This is a genomic window from Peptostreptococcus russellii, assembly GCF_900110295.1.
Taxonomy (GTDB): domain Bacteria; phylum Bacillota; class Clostridia; order Peptostreptococcales; family Peptostreptococcaceae; genus Peptostreptococcus; species Peptostreptococcus russellii_A.
Genome location: NZ_FODF01000001.1, coordinates 272114 through 292631, shown reverse-complemented (window position 1 = coordinate 292631; position 20518 = coordinate 272114). Strand labels below are relative to the sequence as shown.

At 29.5% G+C, this 20518-nt stretch carries 12 protein-coding genes; 2 read left to right on the top strand and 10 right to left on the bottom strand.

Features of this window, described 5'->3' with window-relative positions:
- Positions 1-17 precede the first annotated feature (17 nt).
- From BMY82_RS01190 to glgB, 5 genes are all read right to left on the bottom strand, one after another.
- The gene (locus BMY82_RS01190; protein ID WP_091973567.1) at positions 18-2405 is read right to left on the bottom strand and encodes a glycogen/starch/alpha-glucan phosphorylase; all 2388 of its coding nucleotides are present in this window, start codon (positions 2403-2405) and stop codon (positions 18-20) included.
- Positions 2406-2510: 105 nt separating this feature from the next.
- The gene (gene glgA / locus BMY82_RS01185; RefSeq protein ID WP_091973564.1) at positions 2511-3941 is read right to left on the bottom strand and encodes a glycogen synthase GlgA; all 1431 of its coding nucleotides are present in this window, start codon (positions 3939-3941) and stop codon (positions 2511-2513) included.
- Between the two features lie 140 nt (positions 3942-4081).
- The gene (glgD, locus tag BMY82_RS01180; protein ID WP_091973561.1) at positions 4082-5188 is read right to left on the bottom strand and encodes a glucose-1-phosphate adenylyltransferase subunit GlgD; all 1107 of its coding nucleotides are present in this window, start codon (positions 5186-5188) and stop codon (positions 4082-4084) included.
- 1 nt (position 5189) lies between these two features.
- Positions 5190-6377 (bottom strand): glucose-1-phosphate adenylyltransferase, encoded by a 1188-nt coding sequence (locus BMY82_RS01175; RefSeq protein WP_091973558.1) that lies wholly within the window; start codon positions 6375-6377, stop codon positions 5190-5192.
- Between the two features lie 20 nt (positions 6378-6397).
- A complete protein-coding gene (gene glgB / locus BMY82_RS01170; RefSeq protein ID WP_207645472.1) occupies positions 6398-8263 on the bottom strand; it encodes a 1,4-alpha-glucan branching protein GlgB in 1866 nt (621 codons plus the stop codon).
- A 630-nt stretch (positions 8264-8893) separates the two neighbouring features.
- On the opposite strand from glgB, the gene BMY82_RS01165 reads away from it, so the two are divergent.
- Together BMY82_RS01165 and malQ are read left to right on the top strand one after the other, a co-directional pair.
- Entirely contained in the window at positions 8894-10795 is a 1902-nt protein-coding gene (locus BMY82_RS01165; RefSeq protein ID WP_091973555.1) for a glycoside hydrolase family 13 protein, read from the top strand.
- 27 nt (positions 10796-10822) lie between these two features.
- Positions 10823-12337, top strand: coding sequence for a 4-alpha-glucanotransferase (gene malQ, locus BMY82_RS01160; protein ID WP_091973552.1), 1515 nt, complete (start codon positions 10823-10825; stop codon positions 12335-12337).
- Positions 12338-12585: 248 nt separating this feature from the next.
- Here malQ and BMY82_RS01155 read toward each other — a convergent pair whose 3' ends face one another.
- The 5 genes from BMY82_RS01155 to BMY82_RS01130 form a co-directional block, all read right to left on the bottom strand.
- Positions 12586-16488 (bottom strand): cell wall-binding repeat-containing protein, encoded by a 3903-nt coding sequence (locus BMY82_RS01155; protein WP_091973549.1) that lies wholly within the window; start codon positions 16486-16488, stop codon positions 12586-12588.
- A gap of 549 nt (positions 16489-17037) precedes the next feature.
- Positions 17038-17406 carry a TIGR02328 family protein gene (locus BMY82_RS01150; RefSeq protein ID WP_091973546.1) on the bottom strand — a complete coding sequence of 123 codons (369 nt, stop codon included), beginning with the start codon at positions 17404-17406 and terminating at the stop codon, positions 17038-17040.
- A gap of 1 nt (position 17407) precedes the next feature.
- On the bottom strand, positions 17408-17794 hold the full coding sequence (locus tag BMY82_RS01145; protein WP_091973542.1) for a YbgA family protein: 387 nt from the start codon (positions 17792-17794) through the stop codon (positions 17408-17410).
- Between the two features lie 308 nt (positions 17795-18102).
- Entirely contained in the window at positions 18103-18645 is a 543-nt protein-coding gene (locus tag BMY82_RS01135) for a beta-class carbonic anhydrase (RefSeq protein ID WP_091973536.1), read from the bottom strand.
- 168 nt (positions 18646-18813) lie between these two features.
- Complete coding sequence (locus tag BMY82_RS01130) at positions 18814-20478, bottom strand: glutamine--tRNA ligase/YqeY domain fusion protein (protein ID WP_091973533.1); 1665 nt, start codon at positions 20476-20478, stop codon at positions 18814-18816.
- Between the last annotated feature and the right edge of the window lie 40 nt (positions 20479-20518).

Below are 20518 nucleotides of genomic sequence, written 5' to 3'. Positions count from 1 at the left end.
CCACACTTTTATATTTACTATTTTATTTTTTCTATTTTCCATATCTTTTCAACATATTCTTTTGTCGCTCTATCTGCTGAAAAAATACCTGACTTAGCTATATTTACAAGACTCATCTTATTCCATTTCCCCTTATCTTGATAGGTATCCTCTACAATTTTTTGAGTATTTTTATAGCTTTCAAAGTCAGCAAGACACATATAAGGATCTGTAGACACCAAATAATCTGCAATATAATTAAAATTCGTATGTCCGTTATCAAGTGTCCTCATAAAATCTATTGTTTCCTTAATATCTTGATTATTATTGTAATAATCAATTGCTCTATAATCATTTTTGAAAAGTTCTTCTACTTCTTCTGAAGATAGACCGAAAATAAAAATATTATCTTGTCCAACTGCATTATGTATCTCTACATTGGCTCCGTCCATTGTTCCAAGTGTAACTGCACCATTTAACATAAGTTTCATATTTCCCGTACCTGATGCTTCCTTACCTGCTTGAGAAATCTGTTCACTTACATTAGCTGCTGGAATAATCTTTTCTGCTAGAGAAACTCTATAGTCTTCTAGGAAAACTACCTTAATATATTCTCTTACAATAGGGTCAGCCTCTATAATCTCTGATATAGAGCAAATTAATTTAATAATATTTTTAGCCATAACATAACCTGATGATGCCTTTGCAGAAAATATAAATGTTCTTGGATAAGGCTTTAGCCCATTAAACTTTATCATTCTATATAGATATATTATATGTAATGCATTTAAAAGTTGTCTCTTATATTCATGCAGTCTTTTTATCTGAACATCAAATATAGAATTTGTATCAACTTTTATAGCTGTAGAACTTTTTATGTACTCTGCTAGTTGTAATTTTTTTATGTTTTTAATATTTTCCAAGTCTTCAAGTACAGCTTTATCATCTTGATACTCTAGTAGTTTATCGATACTAGAAAGATCCTTAATAAAATCGACACCTAACAACTTGTTTAAATATCTTGTAAGCTCCGGATTTGCCTGACCTAGCCATCTTCTATGAGCTATTCCGTTAGTAACATTTATAAATTTGCCAGGATAAATTCTATTAAAGGATTTAAAAGTATCTTTTTTAAGAATTTCAGTATGGAGCATGGACACTCCATTAACACTGTAACTACTTACTATACACAAATTCGCCATTCTAATCACATTATTATGTATAATTGACATTTCGTCAAGTTCTCCGGCTGCACCAATGTCATTACACCATTTACAAAATCTATTATTTATTTCCCTTATTATTGTATAAATTCTTGGTAATATAGGCTGAAATAAATCCACAGACCATTTTTCCAAAGCCTCTGCCATAATAGTATGATTTGTGTATGCAAAAGTCTTTGTAGTTATGGACCATGCCTTATCCCAAGAATATTCATATTCATCCATAAGTATTCTCATAAGTTCTGGAATACACATTGATGGATGGGTGTCATTAATATGTATCACTACTTTTTCTGCAAAATTATCTAGTGTCATATAGGTGTCATAATGATTTTTCACTATTTGTTGTAATGAGGCACTTGTAAAAAAATATTGTTGCTTTATTCTAAGAGCTTTTCCGTTATCATTGTCATCAGCTGGATAAAGAAGTTTTGAAATAGATTCAGCTATTGCTTCGGATTCTAGAGACTTTGAATACTCGCCTTTTTCAAAAAGTTTCATATTAAATCCACCTGTGGCTTTAGATTTCCATAATCTTAATACATTGACAGTATCTGAATCATATCCTGAAATAAACAAATCATAAGGCTCTGCCTTTATTGCAGTATAGTCCTCATATCTGATATGTAAACCTTCACTACTCCATTCTTCTTTGGTATTGCCATAGAATTTAACTTCTATTTCTTCATCGTTTCTATACAGTAATCCATATCTACCTAAATCAAGCCAGTTGTCTGGATACTCCTGTTGCCAACCATCTGAAATAACCTGTTTAAATATGCCAAATTCATATAAAATACTAAATCCCATTATAGGATAATCATTGCTAGTAAGTGCATCCATATAACATGATGCAAGTCTACCAAGACCTCCATTACCTAGTCCTGGGTCAGGTTCTATATTGTATATTCTTTCTAAACTAAATCCATGCTTTGCTAAAAAGTGTTTTATCTCATCTTCATATCCTAAATTGTAGAGATTATTTCTAAGCGTTTTACCTACTAGAAATTCCATAGACATATAATATACTCTTTTTTGCTGACTTTCCTTTAGTTTTTTATTACTTTCAAATCTTTTTTCAGCAAGTCTATCTCTTGTAATCACCATCAAAGCTTGATAAATTTGCCTTTCACTAGCTTCATCAATAGTATTTCCAAATATCTTTTCTAAATACTTTTTTATATCTGTTGCAAAATTATCCATTTATTTCACTCCTTATAAATATCCTACGTTTAAAGATAGTTATGCTTTTCAGTACCATTAGAAAAAGTTCCAATTCTTATATCCATATATTTTTTATAATCGGTATTAAAAAACTTCATTGTACATATCTATATATTTTTTTGCTGAGTTTTTCCATGAAAAATCAACTTTCAAATCATTTTTAACTAATTTAATCCATGCTTTTTTATCGTAGTTAAATAACTGTAAACTTCTTCTGATAGCATCTAGCATATCATATGCATTAAATGTCTCGAAAGTAAATCCTCTTCCGTCACCATTTTCTGGATTATATGGTATAACAGTATCTCTAAGACCACCTACACGATTTACTACCGGAACTGCACCATATCTCATTGCAATAAGTTGTGACAAACCACAAGGTTCTGACTTTGAAGGCATTAGATAAATATCTGCAGCAGCATATATTTTTGATGCCATTTCATTAGAAAACATTATTATTGAGCGAACTCTATCATGTCTCCTATACTCTAACTCCCTTAACCTATCCTCAAAGTCTTTATAACCTGTTCCAAGTATTACAAGCTGAACACCCATGTCCACTATTTGATCTGCTACATCTAAAATCAAATTGATTCCCTTCTGATCAGTAAGCCTTGTTACCATACCGATTAAAGGTATTTCAGAATTTTCTTCAAGACCTAATTCTTTTTGAAGAAAAAGTTTATTCTCAAACTTATCTTTAATTTCAAATTTATTTTTTGAATAATTATGAGCAATATATGAATCGTCATAAGGATTATATATGTCATAATCTATACCATTTATTATTCCTCTTAACTTCCATTCTTCCCTTTTAAAAATAGGGCTTAATCCAAATGAAAAATAGGGATCCAATAACTCTTTTGCATATGTTTCACTTACTGTATTAACTCTATCTGCCAACTGTACAGCAGCTTTTAAAAGATTAATATCATTATCGAAACTCATAATATCCAAATAGTCATTTTCTAGTCCAAAAAGACTTCCCAAAATATATGGATTATATTTACCTTGAAATTCCACATTATGAATGGAAAAGACACTTTTTGTTTCCCTATAATATTCAAAGTTATCTTTTTTAAATTTATCTAAATATATTATTGAAAGAGCAGTATGCCAATCATTTGCATTAATTATATCAGCCTTAAAATTTATATGTGGCATAATCTCTATTGCTGTCTTTGAAAAAAATGCAAATCTTTCTCCATCATCAACTTCACCATATACATTATGCCTATTAAAATACTGCTCATTATCTATAAAGTAATATTTTACACCTTTGTACTCTGCTTCAAAAATACCACAATAAATTTGTCTCCAAGCAAGTGAAACATAAATATACTTTACAAATTTTATATTATATTTTTCTCTATCAATATCTGAATACAGTGGAAGTACTACTCTTGCATCAATACCTTCTTCTTTCAAGGCTCTTGGCAAGGAACCTACAACATCTCCCAATCCACCTGTTTTTACAAATGGAGCAGATTCTGCAGCAATAAACAATACCTTCATTAAAAAGTCACCTCTATTATCTATTTTAAAATCAACTATATCTTAATAAATTAAATTATAATTCCATACTAAATAAAGTCACAAAAGCCATACTTTAAATTATAAAATTAAAATATACACCTTTTTTTGTTAAAACATAATTATATAATCTTTCCCTTAGGAATTGTAAACTGACAACTTTTATCTCCTTTTAGCTCTTTATTTTCTCTTACAGTAACTAGTTTGTCAGATATTACATAATCAAGCTTTGCTCCTGATTTAATTACTGTACCAGACATCAAAATACTATTTTTAACGCTAGCACCTTCTTCAATAGTCACATCTCTAAATATTATACTATTTTCAACCTCACCATTAATATGACTACCATCTGCAAGAAGTGAATTTTTCACTGATGCATTTTTTCCGTATACAGTAGGCACACTATCCTTTACTCTAGTTAATATTTCTGTACCTGATAAGAAAATTTCCTGAGAAATTTCTTCATTCAAAAGATCCATATTAAATTGGAAGTAACTATCTAAGTTCTCTATAACTTTGCAATATCCATTTACATTATATGAATATACATTTAATTTGTTGAAATTCTTTGATATATAATCCCTTACAATATCTTCCCAACCCAAAGTATTACCTTTTTGAATAATCTTCTTTAAAAGTTCCTTATGCATAACTGTTATTTTTAAAAGAGCGTTACATTCATATTTAGCTCCATACTGATGATAAAGTGAGTCATAAGCTCTACTTTTGTGATCTACCATCATTTCTATATCTCCAGGTCTTGGTTTAGCCTTAGTACATAAAACTGTTATATCTGCATGATTCTTTTTATGAAAGTCTAAAACTTCCGCAAAATCTATATCGCAAATTATATTAGAATCTGAAATAATACAATAGTCTTGTAGCATAGAATCTATATAGGACTCCGCATTTACAAGAGCTTCAAACTTATTTCTTGGTATTTCAGTATTTGATATTGCTAGAGGCGGAATTATTTTAAGACCACTATTTTTCCTATTTAAATCCCAGTCCTTACCCCAACCAACATGATCCATTAGTGAATTATAATTTTTAGTTGTAAGTATAGCAATATTAGGTACTGATGACTTTACTAGAGAGGAAAGCATAAAATCTACCATTCTATATCTGCAACCTACATGAAGAGAAGCCATACTTCTATTTTTTACAAAACCTGCTATATCGTGGTTTTTAAATGTATCTGCGAATAAAATACAAAATGCGTCCATACTATTTACCTCCTGCTATTTCCTTTTTAAATACTTGGTTCTTAGGAATTATATCCTTGCTAGCAACTACAGTTATCATATCCTTACCTAATTGTATTTTCTTGTGTCCAACTATAGCGCCTTCTTCAATAATGGCTTCTTCTGCAACTATTGAATTATATATTTTTACACCTTTGCCTATATAGGCATTTTTCATGATTACACTATTTACTATCTCTGATCCTTCTTCTATAACAACATCTGAAGATATTACAGATTCTACAACTTTCCCTTTAACAGATGTCCCTTCTGATACCATTGAGTTTGAAAGCTTTGCCGTCTTTCCTATATACTGTGGCATAGATTCATAATGCCTACAATATATTCTCCAAAGAGGATCATGAATATTAAATTCTTCTTCTTTTTGTATAAGATCCATGTTTGCTTGCCACAAACTTTCTACTGTTCCAACATCTTTCCAATAACCCTTGAAAGGATATGCAAATATTTTTTTATTATCCTTCAACATCATTGGTATTATATCTTTTCCGAAATCATGTGTAGTATTTTCAGCATTTTCGCATTTTTCCAGATATTTTTTCAGTTCAATCCAGTTAAAAATATATATCCCCATAGAAGCTTTTCTCGAAATAGGATTTTTCGGTTTTTCTACAAATTCGCTTACAGATAAATCAGATAAAGTATTTAAAATACCGAATCTACTAGCCTCTTCAAGACTTACTTCAATATGGGCTATAGTTAAATCTGCATTTTTTTCTTTATGAAAATTTAGCATTTCATTATAGTTCATTTTATATATATGATCTCCTGAAAGTATCAATACATACTCAGGATTATACTGTTCAATATAAGTCATATTTTGGTATATGGCATTTGCAGTACCTTTGTACCAATCTCCAGTTTCTCCGCCAGTATATGGTGGAAGAATAGATAAACCTCCATCCATTCTATCTAAATCCCATGGCGAACCATTGCCCATATAAGAATTTAATTCAAGTGGCATAAACTGTGTCAAAACGCCTACTGTAGAAATTCCTGAGTTTACACAATTTGATAATGGAAAATCTATTATTCTATACTTTCCACCAAATGGAACTGCTGGCTTTGCCATTGTTTTAGTTAAAGTCTGAAGGCGAGTTCCCTGTCCACCTGCTAATAACATTGCTACAATTTCTTTTTTTAGACTCATAATAATACCTCTCAATCACTCTATTTTTTAACTAAATACATTGTTGAAAACGGTGGAATATTAAGCTTTAGAGTATAATCAAAATTATTCCATTTTTCCTTTACAGAACGAAGATTCCTATTTACAAATCCGTTTCCACCATATTTTTTTGCATCCGTATTCATTAAAATACTATACTTTTGTTTTTTATCAACACCTATCTTATACTTTTTAAGATGTTGAGATGAAAAGTTGCTTACAAGGAGAAGTTCATTTCCCTTTTTATCTTTTCTAGTAAATGCCAAAACATTATTTTTAGAATCGTCTACTGTATTCCACTTAAAACCAGACCAAGAAGTATCATTCTCCCAAAGAGTAGAATTGTTTAGGTAGACCTTATTTAACTCCTTTATAAATCTATGATTTTTTTCATGTAGTGGATAATCTAGAAGCATCCAGTCAAGCTCCTTGCTCTCATCCCATTCAATAACCTGTGAAATATCACAACCCATAAAAGTAAGCTTCTTGCCAGGATGTGCAAACATATATGCTATAAAAGCTCTCATATTACTAAATTTATTTTCAAATTCAACATCTGCCTTGTCTAGTATAGATTTTTTGCCATGAACCACTTCATCATGAGACAATGGCAAAATATAATTTTCAGAAAAAGCATATGTTAGAGAAAATGTCATCTTATCGTGAACTCCCTTTCTAAAAAATGGATCTGTAGACAAGTAGTCAAGAGAATCATTCATCCAACCCATATTCCATTTAAAATTAAATCCTAATCCACCATATTCAACATCTGCAGTAACCTTAGGCCAAGAAGAAGACTCTTCTGCAATCATCATTGCTCCTGAAAAGTTTTCCTTTATATAAACATTTAAATCCCTAAAAAATTTAATAGCTTCTAAATTATAATTTCCACCATCTTCATTTGGAATCCACTCACCTTTTTTTCTTCCGTAGTCTAAATATAACATCGAAGAAACTGCATCTACACGAAGACCATCTATATGATATTTTTCAATCCAATAAACTGCATTTGAAATTAAAAAAGAAAGAACTTCATTTCTGCTGTAATCAAAAACCCTAGTTCCCCATTCCTTATGCTCCATCTTTCTTGAATCTGAATACTCATATACATATCCACCATCAAACTCACAAAGTCCAGACTCATCTTTTGGAAAATGTCCTGGAACCCAATCCAAAATAACACCAATATTATTTTTATGGCACTCATCGACAAAGTGCATAAATTCTTCAGGAAGCCCGTATCTTGAAGTTGGTGCAAAATAACCAGTAACTTGATACCCCCAAGATTTATCATAGGGATGTTCCATAATAGGGAGAATTTCTATGTGTGTATAGTTCATTTTCTTTACATAATTAACCAAATCTTCAGCTAATTCAAGATATGAATAAAAACTTCCATCATCTTTTAACTTCCATGAGCCCAAATGAAGCTCATAAATATTCATAGCCTTGTTATATGGAACTTCTCTTTCCTTCATCCAATCTTTATCTGACCACTCATATTCTGAAATATTATAGACCTTAGAAGAAGTTCCAGGTCTTGTTTCAAAGTGCCTTGCATATGGATCTGATTTATAGATAATTCTTCCATCTGCAGTTTCAAATACATATTTGTAGCAGTCAAACTTCTTAACACCTTTAATTTCACATTCATATATACCAGCTTCTGTAATTTTTTTAGCCTCGTACTTTTTAGCTTCCCAATTACAAAATTCACCTGTTACATAAACTCTCTTAGCATTTGGAGCCCACACTCTGAAAGTACAACAATCCTTATCTAAAAAAGAACCAAAATATTCATAAGACTTGTAGTTTCTTCCTTCATGAAAAAGATACTCTGCCATTTCATCCCTTTTAAATGTATTCATAGACTTATTCACCCCATTTGAACATTAATATTCTCGATATAATAGAATTTATATTGTTTTTTTTATAGCTATTTTTAAATATAAATACTAACCTTATAATAATACTATCATATAAATGACAATTTCACACTAGTATTTTGCAAGTTTTCAGATAAGTATCATCAATATTTAAAAAATATACAAGGAAAATGTTTTTTAAAATAAGTACTCTTTCTTTGACTTTTTCAAAAAATACAGTAACACTAATCTAGCTTTACTATTTAGAAATTCATATAAATATTATACTACATCTATATGTATAAATTATGAAATATTCCTATAAAAAAATACATAACTTATATTTGAGAATTTTTTTAAAAAAGAAATACTTTAATATTATTTAATCAAATAAATCTATTTAACATAAATATAAAATTTTCAGATATTTACTTAAAATTTTAAAATATATATTAATTTATATCTGTTTTTCGTAGCTATAATAAATAAAATAGATTAAATACTAGAAAACATAATTAAAAAGCTAACTAAAAAGATATTTTTTTAACTAATAACTTGATATATACTATAATTAAATGGTATATAATGTATTATAAGAATAATAGATAAAATTTAGGAAGGGAGGCAACTAATATGAAAGAAATTATTTACTCACCTATTGAATTTAATAAACCAATCGGTGCTATTAGGAATAATGAGAAAAAAGAGATTAGAATACTTTTACACGAAAATTTTAAGCACAATTCCATAAACTTACTACTTTATAATAATACAGACAAGTCAGATGTATTAAAATTTGAAATGAAAAAAATAAATAAAATTACTGATTACTATGTTTACTCAACAAGCATAGACTCTCTCCAAACTGGCATATACTTTTACTTTTTTGAAATTCTAGATGATAGCAAAATAAATATAGTTTCAAAAGTAAATGGAGAAGCAAAAATTTCAGATCATATTATACCTTGGCAATTAACAGTTTATGATGAAGAATTTAGCACTCCAGACTGGATAAAAGGTGGAATAATGTATCAAATATTTCCAGATAGATTTTATTGTTCACCAAACTATCACGCAGAAATGGCAGTAAATGAAATAGAGAGAACAAAACAGGACAGTTGGTATAATATACCAAACTCACCCTTGGATACTAAACTATACTCGGCAAAAGACTTTTTTATGGGAAATTTAGATGGAATATACGATAGACTTGAATATCTTAAAGATTTAAACATAGATCTTATATATTTAAACCCTATATTTGAAAGTGCCGAAAACCACAGATATTCAACAGCAAACTATTTCAATGTTGATCCTTATTTGGGCAATAATAAAATTTTTTTGGATTTATGTCATAAACTTAAAGACAAGAATATAAAAATAATTCTTGATGGTGTTTTTAATCATACTGGGTCAGACAGCATATACTTTAATAAGGAGAGCAACTACCCTGAAATTGGAGCATATAACTCTATAAAGTCTCGCTACTATCCTTGGTATAGCTTTATAGACTATCCAGATAAATACGATTCTTGGTGGGGATTTGATAACCTCCCTACTATTAACAAAGAAAATAAGGACTATATAGACTTTATCTGTAATGAAGAAAATGGAGTCTTAAATTATTGGCAAAAAATGGGCGCTAGTGGTTGGAGACTAGATGTAATAGACGAACTTCCAGATTCTTTTCTAGATAAAATTAGAAAAACTGTAAAAAACTATGATGAAGATGCTCTTTTAATAGGTGAAGTATGGGAAGACGCTAGTAATAAAGTAGCATACGGATTAAATAGAAGATATTTATTAGGGCAACAAATGGATTCTGTTATGAATTATCCCTGGAGAAATGCAATTGTAGACTTTTTAATAAATAAAGATGCTGCTGCTTTCTCAAACAATATATCAGAAATCATAAACAATTACCCAAGACCAGCAATAGATACGCTTATGAATCTCCTATCTAGCCACGATATAGAAAGAATAATAACTGCATTAGGAGTAGATATATCTACTGTTAAATATGAGGATAGCAAATATTTTAAATTAAGTTCTGAAGAATACAATAAATCATCTGAACTTGTAAAATTTGCATCTTTTCTACAATTTACTTTGCCTGGTATTCCATCAATTTATTATGGAGATGAAATAGGTATGCAGGGATTTAAAGACCCTTTCAACAGAGCTGCTTTCGATTACGAAAATATAGATATGGAGCTATTGGAACACTATAAAGAACTTACTTCATTTAGAAAAAAATTTAGAGATAACTTTATCACAGGTTTTAAATTAATTGACTTTGGCAAAAAACACATCGCCTATTTGAGAAGTAACATTCTTTGTGTAGTAAACCTTTCAGATAAAGCCATAATTATAGATATGGACAAATCTGCTACATGGATATATGGAAACAAAGAAGCTTATATGACAGAATACGGTATTCTTATAGGACCTGAATCATATACAGCAATATTATTGAATGAAAAATATCACAGCAGAGATAGTATTGTATTTAAAAACGCAATAGACAGAAGTTAAAATTACTCAAATTTAGAAGGTGATAATATGAGAAAAGCAGGTATACTACTCCCAATCTTTTCACTAGCTTCAAAATATGGCATAGGAAGTCTAGGTAAAGAGGCATATAATTTCATAGATTTTTTAGCAAGAACAGGGCAAACAATATGGCAAGTTTTACCAATAACATCGACTAGTGCAGATGAATACTACTCTCCTTATAAAACAAGTGGAGCTTTTTCAGGAAATCCAGATTTTATCGATATAGATCTACTTTTAGAGGAAGCCTTATTAAGTGAAGAATTTGTTTCTTCTATTCCTAAGGATAAATATGAAACAGATCCGAGATATATTGATTACGAAAAAGCAAGAGCACTTAAAGAAATACTTTTAAAAGAAGCCTTTAAAAACTTTAAACTTCTACCCACTTCCTCAAAAAAGAAATATAATAAATTTTGTGAAGAAAATCATTTTTGGTTAGAAGAATACTGTAGCTATATGTCCATGAAACATATTAATCAAAACAAAGCATATTGGGACTGGAAAATCGTAAAAAATTTTGATGAACTGAAAAGTGCAGATGAAGAAATATTAGAAGAATATAAAGAAATATTTAATTACAATAAATTTTTACAATATAAATTTTACGAACAATGGGATAAATTAAAAGAATATGCAAATAAAAATTCCGTAGAAATCTTTGGAGATATGCCAATATATATTTCTCAAGATAGTTCAGATTTTTACTTTCATAGAGAAATGTTTTTAACAGATGAAAACCTAGAAGTAAGTTGTATAGCCGGTGTACCACCAGACGAATTTTCAAGCGAAGGACAATGCTGGGGAAACCCTCTTTACGATTGGGAGTACTTAAAATCTACGGCTTACAAATGGTGGGTTGAAAGAATAAAAAAATCATTTGAAGTCTATGATATCCTTAGAATAGATCATTTCAGAGCTTTTGAAAGCTTTTATTCCATAGATAAAAAGACAAAAAATCCTAAAGAAGGAAAATGGATAAAAGGACCAGGAAAAAACTTCTTTAATATAGTTAAAAATAAAGTTAAAAACACAAATATTGTCGCTGAAGATTTAGGAATTATTACAGAAGATGTAAGAGAACTTTTAGAATATACAACTTACCCTGGAATGAAGGTAATTCAATTCGGATTTAACTCAGACGCTGACAACCTAAATCTTCCCCATAGATACTACAAAAACACAGTAGCCTATACTGGAACACATGACAACAAGACTCTTGCAGAATGGTTGGAAACAACATTCGATGGTCAAAGAGAATATGCAATGAAATATCTAAGACTAGACAGCTATGATAAATATACAGAAGGCTTTATAAGAGCTGTAATGGCATCTTGTTCTGATACGGCAATTATACCTATTCAAGATTGGTTGGATTTTGGTGGATGGGCAAGAATAAATACTCCATCGACAATAGAGAAAAACTGGAAATTTAGACTTCTAGATGGAGAACTAACAAAAGAAGTAGAAAACTATATAACTGAAATAACAGGATTGTATGGAAGATTCTTAAAAAGAAAATAAGGAACATAAAAATAAATATTTGATTATTGGGAAGGCTGGCGAAAATCCAACCTTCCTTTAATTTATAATATTACTTAATTTTTTGCGTGTCAATAAAAACTGCTATAAAGTCAGTTTTAAAGGTTCTATAAGAAAATAACGCTGACAGTAATTTTGTCTTCCTAGCCTTTCGACCAAGAATACTTTTTTATTACCATCAACGTTAAATATTATAGAACCGTTTTTATTATTTATTTTGAAGTTTTTATTTATTTAAGACTATTTTTTCCACCTATTATTGTTAAGCTTTCAAGACTATTATGATTATCTGTTAAAGCTGTTTTACTTTCGTCTTTATTTGAAAGTAAAATAGGTGCGTCTACATTACCTGCTACAGGCCCTATTACTAAAGCATCTGCGAAGTTTTCTCCTGATGCAAGAAATGCCTTCTTTGAATCTTTAAATCCATACTGAGCAATTTTTGCAGATGTTTCGTATCTATCTTTTCCTGCTATCCTTTCTATTAACTTAGGTAATTTTTTTTCTATATTCTTGTTTATAGAGTTTTCTCCTCCAATAATATACACTTTCTTTACTCCAAGATTCTTCATCTGTTTGTCTATTTCGTTTTTAGAAGTTTTATTATTTACAAGTACTATAGGCATGTTATTTTTTGATGCAAATGCACTTGCACATAATGCATCTGCCCAATTTTCACCTGATGCAACTACTGCCTCATTTGATTTAGATATGTTTTTATTTACAAGTTCAGCTATTTTTTCTGCTGTCTGATATCTATTTTCTCCAGCTACTCTGTCTACACCATTTTTAATAATTTTAGAAAGTGTAGATTCTATATTTTTATCAATGCTGTTTTCTCCACCAACTATTACTACATTACTTGCTCCAAGTCTCTTTATTTCTTGTATAATAAAGTCATCCAGTCTATTAGTATCTGAAAGAAGTATTGGTGCATTCATCGATTTTGCAAGTGGTGCTGAAGATAATGCATCTGCATATGAATCTGCTCTTGCTATTATTACTGTATCTGCCTTTTTATAGTTTTTCTTGGATATTTCTACTGCAGTTTGTTTTCTATTTTCTCCAGCAATTCTATTTACTTTATTTTCTTTCTGAAGTCTTGTGAATACAGAATTTGTAGTTACATTTTCTTCTTTTTTTGTAATTGTTGTTGATGAAGAAGATGAACCTCCGCCTCCTGAAGAATTAGCTCCAGATCCAGTTACGCCCTTTCCTTTTTCAAACTCTATTACAAGAGGGTACATTGAAATACTGTCTGCTTTTATTTTTGCAAAATTTTCATCCTGTGTAAATTCAAGTTTTTGCTTTTCCTCTCCATCTTTTATAAAGTAAACTGATTTTACTTTTTTACCATTTTCAAGTTTTCTTGTTATTGTAAAGTCTCCATATAACTTAGACACTTCACATCTAAATGGGTTTTTCAAGTTTATGTCTAGTCCAAGCACATCTTTCCCTTTTAGACTTGGATACTTGGCAAGATCTACATAATCCACTGCTAACTGAAGGTTATTGAACTTCATTCCTTCCACTTTAGTCTTACCTGATGGGCATAAAACTGAACTATTATACATTTTTGCTTCATTCTTGTCTAATAAATCTATATTTTCTACTAATTCACAAGTAGAGTGATTATATGGATATTTACCCATATTATATTCTGACTTATCTTTTATAACAAGTGGAAATGCAACTACATCATATTTATTATTATTCACTTTTACAGTGTATGTAATATCTTCCAATAACTCAGTTTTAAGTCTTCCATCATTGCTATTAACCTTAATTGTTTCAAATGGACTAGCAAGTTCAAATTCTACAGGTTCTGTTGTAACTTTTCCTTTGTATAGAACTCCTATGTTTATTGCAACTTTTTCTTTCTTTTGATTGTTTTCATTTTTTTCATGAACAACAATATCTTTTATAGGTGAATTCACCTTAAAGTTATATGGATTTTCATTATTATCTATTTCCATATAAACATTATTTTCCATAGTATATTTATCACTATCTGCTAGCGAAATAATATATCTCATTCCTTTAACAATATCAAAGTTTTTTATTACTCCACCTTCAGATACTATATTATCTTCAAATCTCTGTCTTGTACTGTTAAATAGTCTAAACTGAATATATTCCTTAAGTGTAAATTTTTCTTTTTCTTTAGATTCAACTGTTTTTAAACCAGATACAGTAACTTTTTTATTTGCAAAAATACAATCATTACCTGCATTTGGATTGCATGGACTTCCCTGTGAATCTTCATTTGGATCGAAAACTCTTTCCATATCCTGATTTGGATTTTCTGCACCATCTATTCTTTCAAGATCTATTTGTGTAAATAAAGGGTCATTTTTATACTTAGGATCATTTAATACAGCTGTATAACCATCTTTATATTTTTTTATTACAAAATTAATATCTTCCATGTTGTATGTTGGATTTTTAGGCATGCTTATAGTATAATTTACATCTTTATCACCATTAAAAGTTAACCATCCTAAAGTATTTTTTAGTTCCTGTACACTTCCGTCATCTCCTTTTATCTGGAAATTATATCCTGGTTTTACAACATATCCATCGTGAGTTACTCTCATTTTTAATATATATCTTCCTTGATATATATTAAGTGAATCCAGTATATTACCACTTCCATCTATTATGTTGTTTTTATCATTTAGACTAATTGACATGCCATCCATTCTATAATTATTTTTTTCACTTGGCACAACTCTTATATTATATTTTTCCCCTGGATACATATTAAACTTTAATCTACCTTTTTCACTAGATACATTTTGCTTGTCTCCACCGCCAAGGACTTCAAAATTAATATTATCTTCAACTATTAATTCTTTATTTTTCGAAATGTCTTTAATATTTATACTTACATTTGCAAGTTTTTTATTTTCGGGCTTTGTACCAAGCAAATCAGATTTTTTTATCAAAACAAGTTTTTCTATATTTTCTTTTTTAACTTCACCTCTAAAATCTGTTTCAACTGGGAAATTATTATTTCCATTTGAAAGTATATTTATAAAGTTAAAAGTATTATTTATATTCCCTGCCTTTGCCAAAGTATACTTTTCAACATCCTTTGGTCCAATCTTAAATCTAACACCATCAATAATATTAATTCCAGTCAATTTACCATCTATTAATTTTACACTTTGTTTATATCCTTTATCTCTCATATTATATACTTCAAAGTCAATATTATCATTTATAGGTTTATTGTTTTTATCTACAATCTCTATATCTTTTAAGCAAATCCTCTTTCCATCTGGCTTTCTAGTTAAGTGTAAGTCATTTAATACATCATCACCGTTATTTAAATACATCCATGGAAATTTATCTCCTTCTTTTTTCAAAAATTTAAAGTGAATATCGTCCATTTCATATTTTTCATTATCTTCCAAACTTAGAGTATAGCTCTCATTAATTTTCATTTTGAAAGACACTTCATCAGATAATAATTGCATACCTGAATCAGTTTTCATTCCTGATTCCGATGTTATTTTTTCACCACTGCTATCTGTTAAAGTGAATTTAAATTTTGTGTCTTTTATTGTGGAATTACCTTCTTTAATTTGTAGGATTTCTCTTACATATTCTTCTTTTGTATTTACTTTGACATCGCTCTTAATAACGTCTGTAGAATTTTCTTTAGGTGTTACTCGATAAAAGTCAATTGCAGCTTCATCTCTATCTAAATCATACGCAAATGATTCCTCTCCATAATCAGCATCAATATACATATGTACTGGTTTCATTGTATACTTATCATTTTTTTTAAGTGTGACTGTATATGTATGACTAAATCCTGTTATTTCATCCTTAAATAAAGCTACTGACGGTACCTTTCCATTTACTGTAGTCACTTCAAATGAACCACCTGGATCTTCATCATCAGTATAAATAAAAGTCAATTTATCTGTTATATTCTCATCTGTTTCTGAATTTTTAACCCCAATTCCCTTAAGATTAATCACCGAATGCTTATTTTCATGTAAAATCTCATTTTCGGAACCATATGAGTTTACAAGAAAAGCATAATTAGAGATAGGTGCTACCACCAAAGAACATAAAAATAGTGCAATGGCCTTTGACATTAATTTTGATTTTCTGTGCATTTAAATAATCCCCCTATATATCCTATATATTTATTATACCTTCGTGAATATAACATTTATTTATATAGTTAGTAAATGATTATAGTTATAAAGAATAAGCCGAGTTGTCAGAATAGTCTTTCTCTATATGATTATCATAATTATTACTAAATTATTAACTAATGATTATAACTATAATAAAAAAATAGTTATTATAATGTATATCGATTATATTTATCCATTAAAAATACCGTCTATAAATTTTTTTTACATTTTATACATTTTAGTTTTAATTTTATTTTAATATTTTAAAAATAATAAATTCTAATGTTGATATTATCTAATCAAAATTACTATATGATTAAATATTTTATAAAAGAAATAAAAATACGAAATTTTAATTGTTAATAAGAATATTTATTAGAATATAGATTGAAATTATTAGTTGGCTTTGTAATTAAACTTTTTATTACTAATCATAGAGTTATTAAATTTAACATACATATAAAACGATAATTGATTATAAAACTATCTATCACCTTTTTATATGTCTGCTAATTCATTAAATTTTTATTTTTCTAATTCTATTCCTTTATTTCGTAAGTTTTCTATACATTCATTCAGATATTCAGTATTATGTTCTTTATAGATTGGACTATCTATTATTTCTTCTTTAAGATTATTGTGTTTTTCGGCTGTTTTACCTCTATAGTTTTTATCTTTCCATTCTACAGAGACCTTGTATCCTCTTTTTTCCATTTCATCCATAACTAATAAGTGATAAGCAAATAAATGATATGGAGAATATGAAAATACGTAGTCTACAGTTTTGTGTTTCTTTTTCCATCCATTGCCTCTAAGAGCGCAACATTCTCTGTGTTGTCCAAGAAGCTGATTTCTTGGCAATAGATGTATAATTTCTTCATGCCATAGTCTCATTTTATTCTCCTTTTAATAAAGTTGATTCTTGTAGATATTTGTTGGGATATTTTTTTAGTAAATAATTAATATATTTAATTACTGATTTTTGCTCGATTTTGTCTTCCATATATTCTTCTAATAAATGAAATAGCTCTTCTTTTTCATTTTCACTTGCTTCTTTTTTGAAATATCCCCATATATGAAGTATTGCATTGTTAAAATCTTTTTTACTTTCTTTCATAAAATTTATTTCTTCTATTTTTTTATATATAAACAAAATATCTACTTCTTCGCTCTTTAAATATTCTCTTATTTCAAGATATATTTTATGCGATTTGCTTAAAACATAGTATTTATTTTTTGCCCATAGCTCTTCACATTCTTTTCTTGTATTTTTATTATTCATACTCACATCCCATTTCAATAATACTCAAATTGATTAATTTCAATCTGCCTTTTTCTATTATATTAAATATACCCATTCGCATACAATTATAACAAAAAACATAGAGGCTATCTGCCTCTATATTTTTCTTTTTTCTTTTTTTGTTTTTGTTTAAATTTTTCTTCTGCTTGCTCCTATCTAAATTTTTTTCTTTTCTTTTTCTTTGCAAGCTTAAATTCTTCTTGATGCAGTCATAGTTTTATATGTAAAATTTTGAACATACTTCACTATATTTTCTAGTGCTTTATATTCTGAATTTCAAAGTAACTCTAGTCTACTGCTGTTATTTTACCTGTATGTGTTTCTATTACAAATCCATGTACTGATATTTCTTTCGGTATCAGCGGATGATTTCTAAGGAGATCTACACTTTCAGCTACCGATTCTTCTAAACAGTCAAACCCACCTAACCATCTGTCCATATCTACACCAAAGTACTTCAGATTATTTATGGTTTCCTCTTCAATTCCTGATTTTTTCATGGCTTCTACCATTTGATTCATGTTCATATGCTGTGCTCCACATTCTGTATGACCTATTACCATTATATCTGTTACGCCTAGTTCATATATAGCTACTAGTAGACTTCTTACGGCACTTCCAAATGGATGAACTATTGTACCCCCTGCATTTCTTATGATTTTGGCGTCACCATTTTTTAAACCCAGTGCTGCTGGTAATAATTCTGTCAATCTAGTGTCCATACATGTTACAATTGCAAGTTTTTTGTTTGGCAATTTATCTGTTGCATACTTTTCATACTCTTTTTCATCTACAAATTTTTTATTAAATTCTAGTATTTCTTCTATCATTATTTTCTCCTTCCTTATGACAATACTCTCAATATTTATTGCACTCTAATGTATTTTTTACTATGCAGTTATATATTGTCACTTTTGTTTTTAAATAAAAAAACTCTCATTGCTACTATAATACCCATAGCAATGAGAGTTATCTCTTTTTTATAAAATTTATCTATATTATTTCTTCATCTTAAATGAGCTCTTTAGGGGAACTATTCTATTAAATACCAACTTATCATCTGTTGTATACTTAGTATCTACATTGTAGAATCCATTTCTTAAGAACTGGAATTTATCATTCTTTTCTACACCTTCTAAAGCTGCTTTTTCAACAAATCCTTCTCTAATAACTAAAGAGTTTTCATTTATCTGGTCTAAGAAATGCTTGCCTTCATTTTCTGGTGCATCATCTAAGATTAATGGTTCAAATAGTCTAAATTCTGCTGGATGACAGTTGTTAGCATCTACCCAGTGAATTGTTGCTTTTACCTTACGTCCTACAAATCCTGAACCACTCTTAGTTGCAGGGTCATATGTACAGTGAATTTCTGTTACTTCGCCGTTTTCATCCTTTATTACATCATTACATTTAACGAAGTATCCACCCTTTAGTCTTACTTCATTTCCTGGGAATAGTCTGAAATACTTCTTTACTGGAACTTCCATAAAGTCATCTCTTTCAACGTAAAGTTCTCTTGAGAAGCTTACCATTCTCTTACCCATTTCTTCATTTTTTGCATTATTTTCTATTTCTATAAGTTCGCTTTCACCTTCTGGATAGTTAGTTATTACAACCTTTAGTGGGTTTATAACTGCCATTGCAAGAGGTGCTTTTGGCTGAAGATCTTCTCTTAGGAAGAAGTCTAACATCTGGCTATCTACCTTTGAATCAGCCTTTGATATACCTATTTCTGCACAGAAGTTTCTTATTGATTCTGGAGTATACCCTCTTCTTCTAAGTCCAGATATAGTAGGTATTCTTGGATCGTCCCATCCATCTACTATATTATTATCTACTAGCTGCTTTAACTTTCTCTTTGACATTACAGTGTTTGTCATATTAAGTCTTGCAAACTCTATCTGTCTTGGAGTCGCTTCCATTTCAGTTTCTCTTACAACCCAATCATAGAAAGGTCTCTGATCCTCAAATTCAAGAGTACATATTGAATGAGTTATATGTTCAATAGCATCTTCTAAAGGATGAGCAAATGTATACATTGGATATATACACCACTTGTCCCCTGTATTATGGTGAGATGTATGAGAAATTCTATATATTACTGGGTCTCTCAAGTTGATATTAGGAGAAGCCATATCTATTTTAGCTCTTAATACCTTTTCTCCATCTGCAAACTTTCCATCTTTCATCTGCTGGAAAAGTTCAAGATTTTCTTCTACGCTTCTATTTCTATATGGACTTTCCTTACCTGGTTCAGTAAGTGTCCCTCTGTATTCTCTTATCTGGTCTGCATTTAGATCGTCTACATACGCAAGCCCCTTCTTTATTAAAAGAATTGCTCTTTTGTGCATTTCGTCAAAGTAATCTGAAGCAAAGTGAAGTTCATTCCAATTAAATCCTAACCACTGAACGTCTTCCTTTATTGAGTCTACGTATTCTACATCTTCTTTTGTAGGGTTTGTATCGTCGAATCTAAGATTCACTCTACCATTAAACTCCTTTGCAAGCCCGAAGTTAAGGCAAATACTCTTGGCATGACCTATATGTAAATAACCATTTGGTTCAGGTGGAAATCTTGTAATTATACTATCGTGTTTTCCGCTTTCTAAATCATCTATGACAATATTTCTAATAAAATTAGAATTCTCTCTATCAAATGACATAAACTACCTCCTTATTTGTTTTATATATATTATTTTAAAT

Excerpts from the sequence above, each read along its gene's own strand:
- BMY82_RS01150 (WP_091973546.1), bottom strand. The coding sequence starts at position 17,406 with ATGAGACTATGGCATGAAGAAATTATACATCTATTGCCAAGAAATCAG.
- glgB (WP_207645472.1), bottom strand. The coding sequence starts at position 8,263 with ATGAATACATTTAAAAGGGATGAAATGGCAGAGTATCTTTTTCATGAA.
- BMY82_RS01145 (WP_091973542.1), bottom strand. The coding sequence starts at position 17,794 with ATGAATAATAAAAATACAAGAAAAGAATGTGAAGAGCTATGGGCAAAA.
- BMY82_RS01190 (WP_091973567.1), bottom strand. The coding sequence starts at position 2,405 with ATGGATAATTTTGCAACAGATATAAAAAAGTATTTAGAAAAGATATTT.
- glgD (WP_091973561.1), bottom strand. The coding sequence starts at position 5,188 with ATGGACGCATTTTGTATTTTATTCGCAGATACATTTAAAAACCACGAT.
- BMY82_RS01175 (WP_091973558.1), bottom strand. The coding sequence starts at position 6,377 with ATGAGTCTAAAAAAAGAAATTGTAGCAATGTTATTAGCAGGTGGACAG.
- glgA (WP_091973564.1), bottom strand. The coding sequence starts at position 3,941 with ATGAAGGTATTGTTTATTGCTGCAGAATCTGCTCCATTTGTAAAAACA.
- BMY82_RS01165 (WP_091973555.1), top strand. The coding sequence starts at position 8,894 with ATGAAAGAAATTATTTACTCACCTATTGAATTTAATAAACCAATCGGT.
- BMY82_RS01130 (WP_091973533.1), bottom strand. The coding sequence starts at position 20,478 with ATGTCATTTGATAGAGAGAATTCTAATTTTATTAGAAATATTGTCATA.
- BMY82_RS01135 (WP_091973536.1), bottom strand. The coding sequence starts at position 18,645 with ATGATAGAAGAAATACTAGAATTTAATAAAAAATTTGTAGATGAAAAA.
- malQ (WP_091973552.1), top strand. The coding sequence starts at position 10,823 with ATGAGAAAAGCAGGTATACTACTCCCAATCTTTTCACTAGCTTCAAAA.
- BMY82_RS01155 (WP_091973549.1), bottom strand. The coding sequence starts at position 16,488 with ATGCACAGAAAATCAAAATTAATGTCAAAGGCCATTGCACTATTTTTA.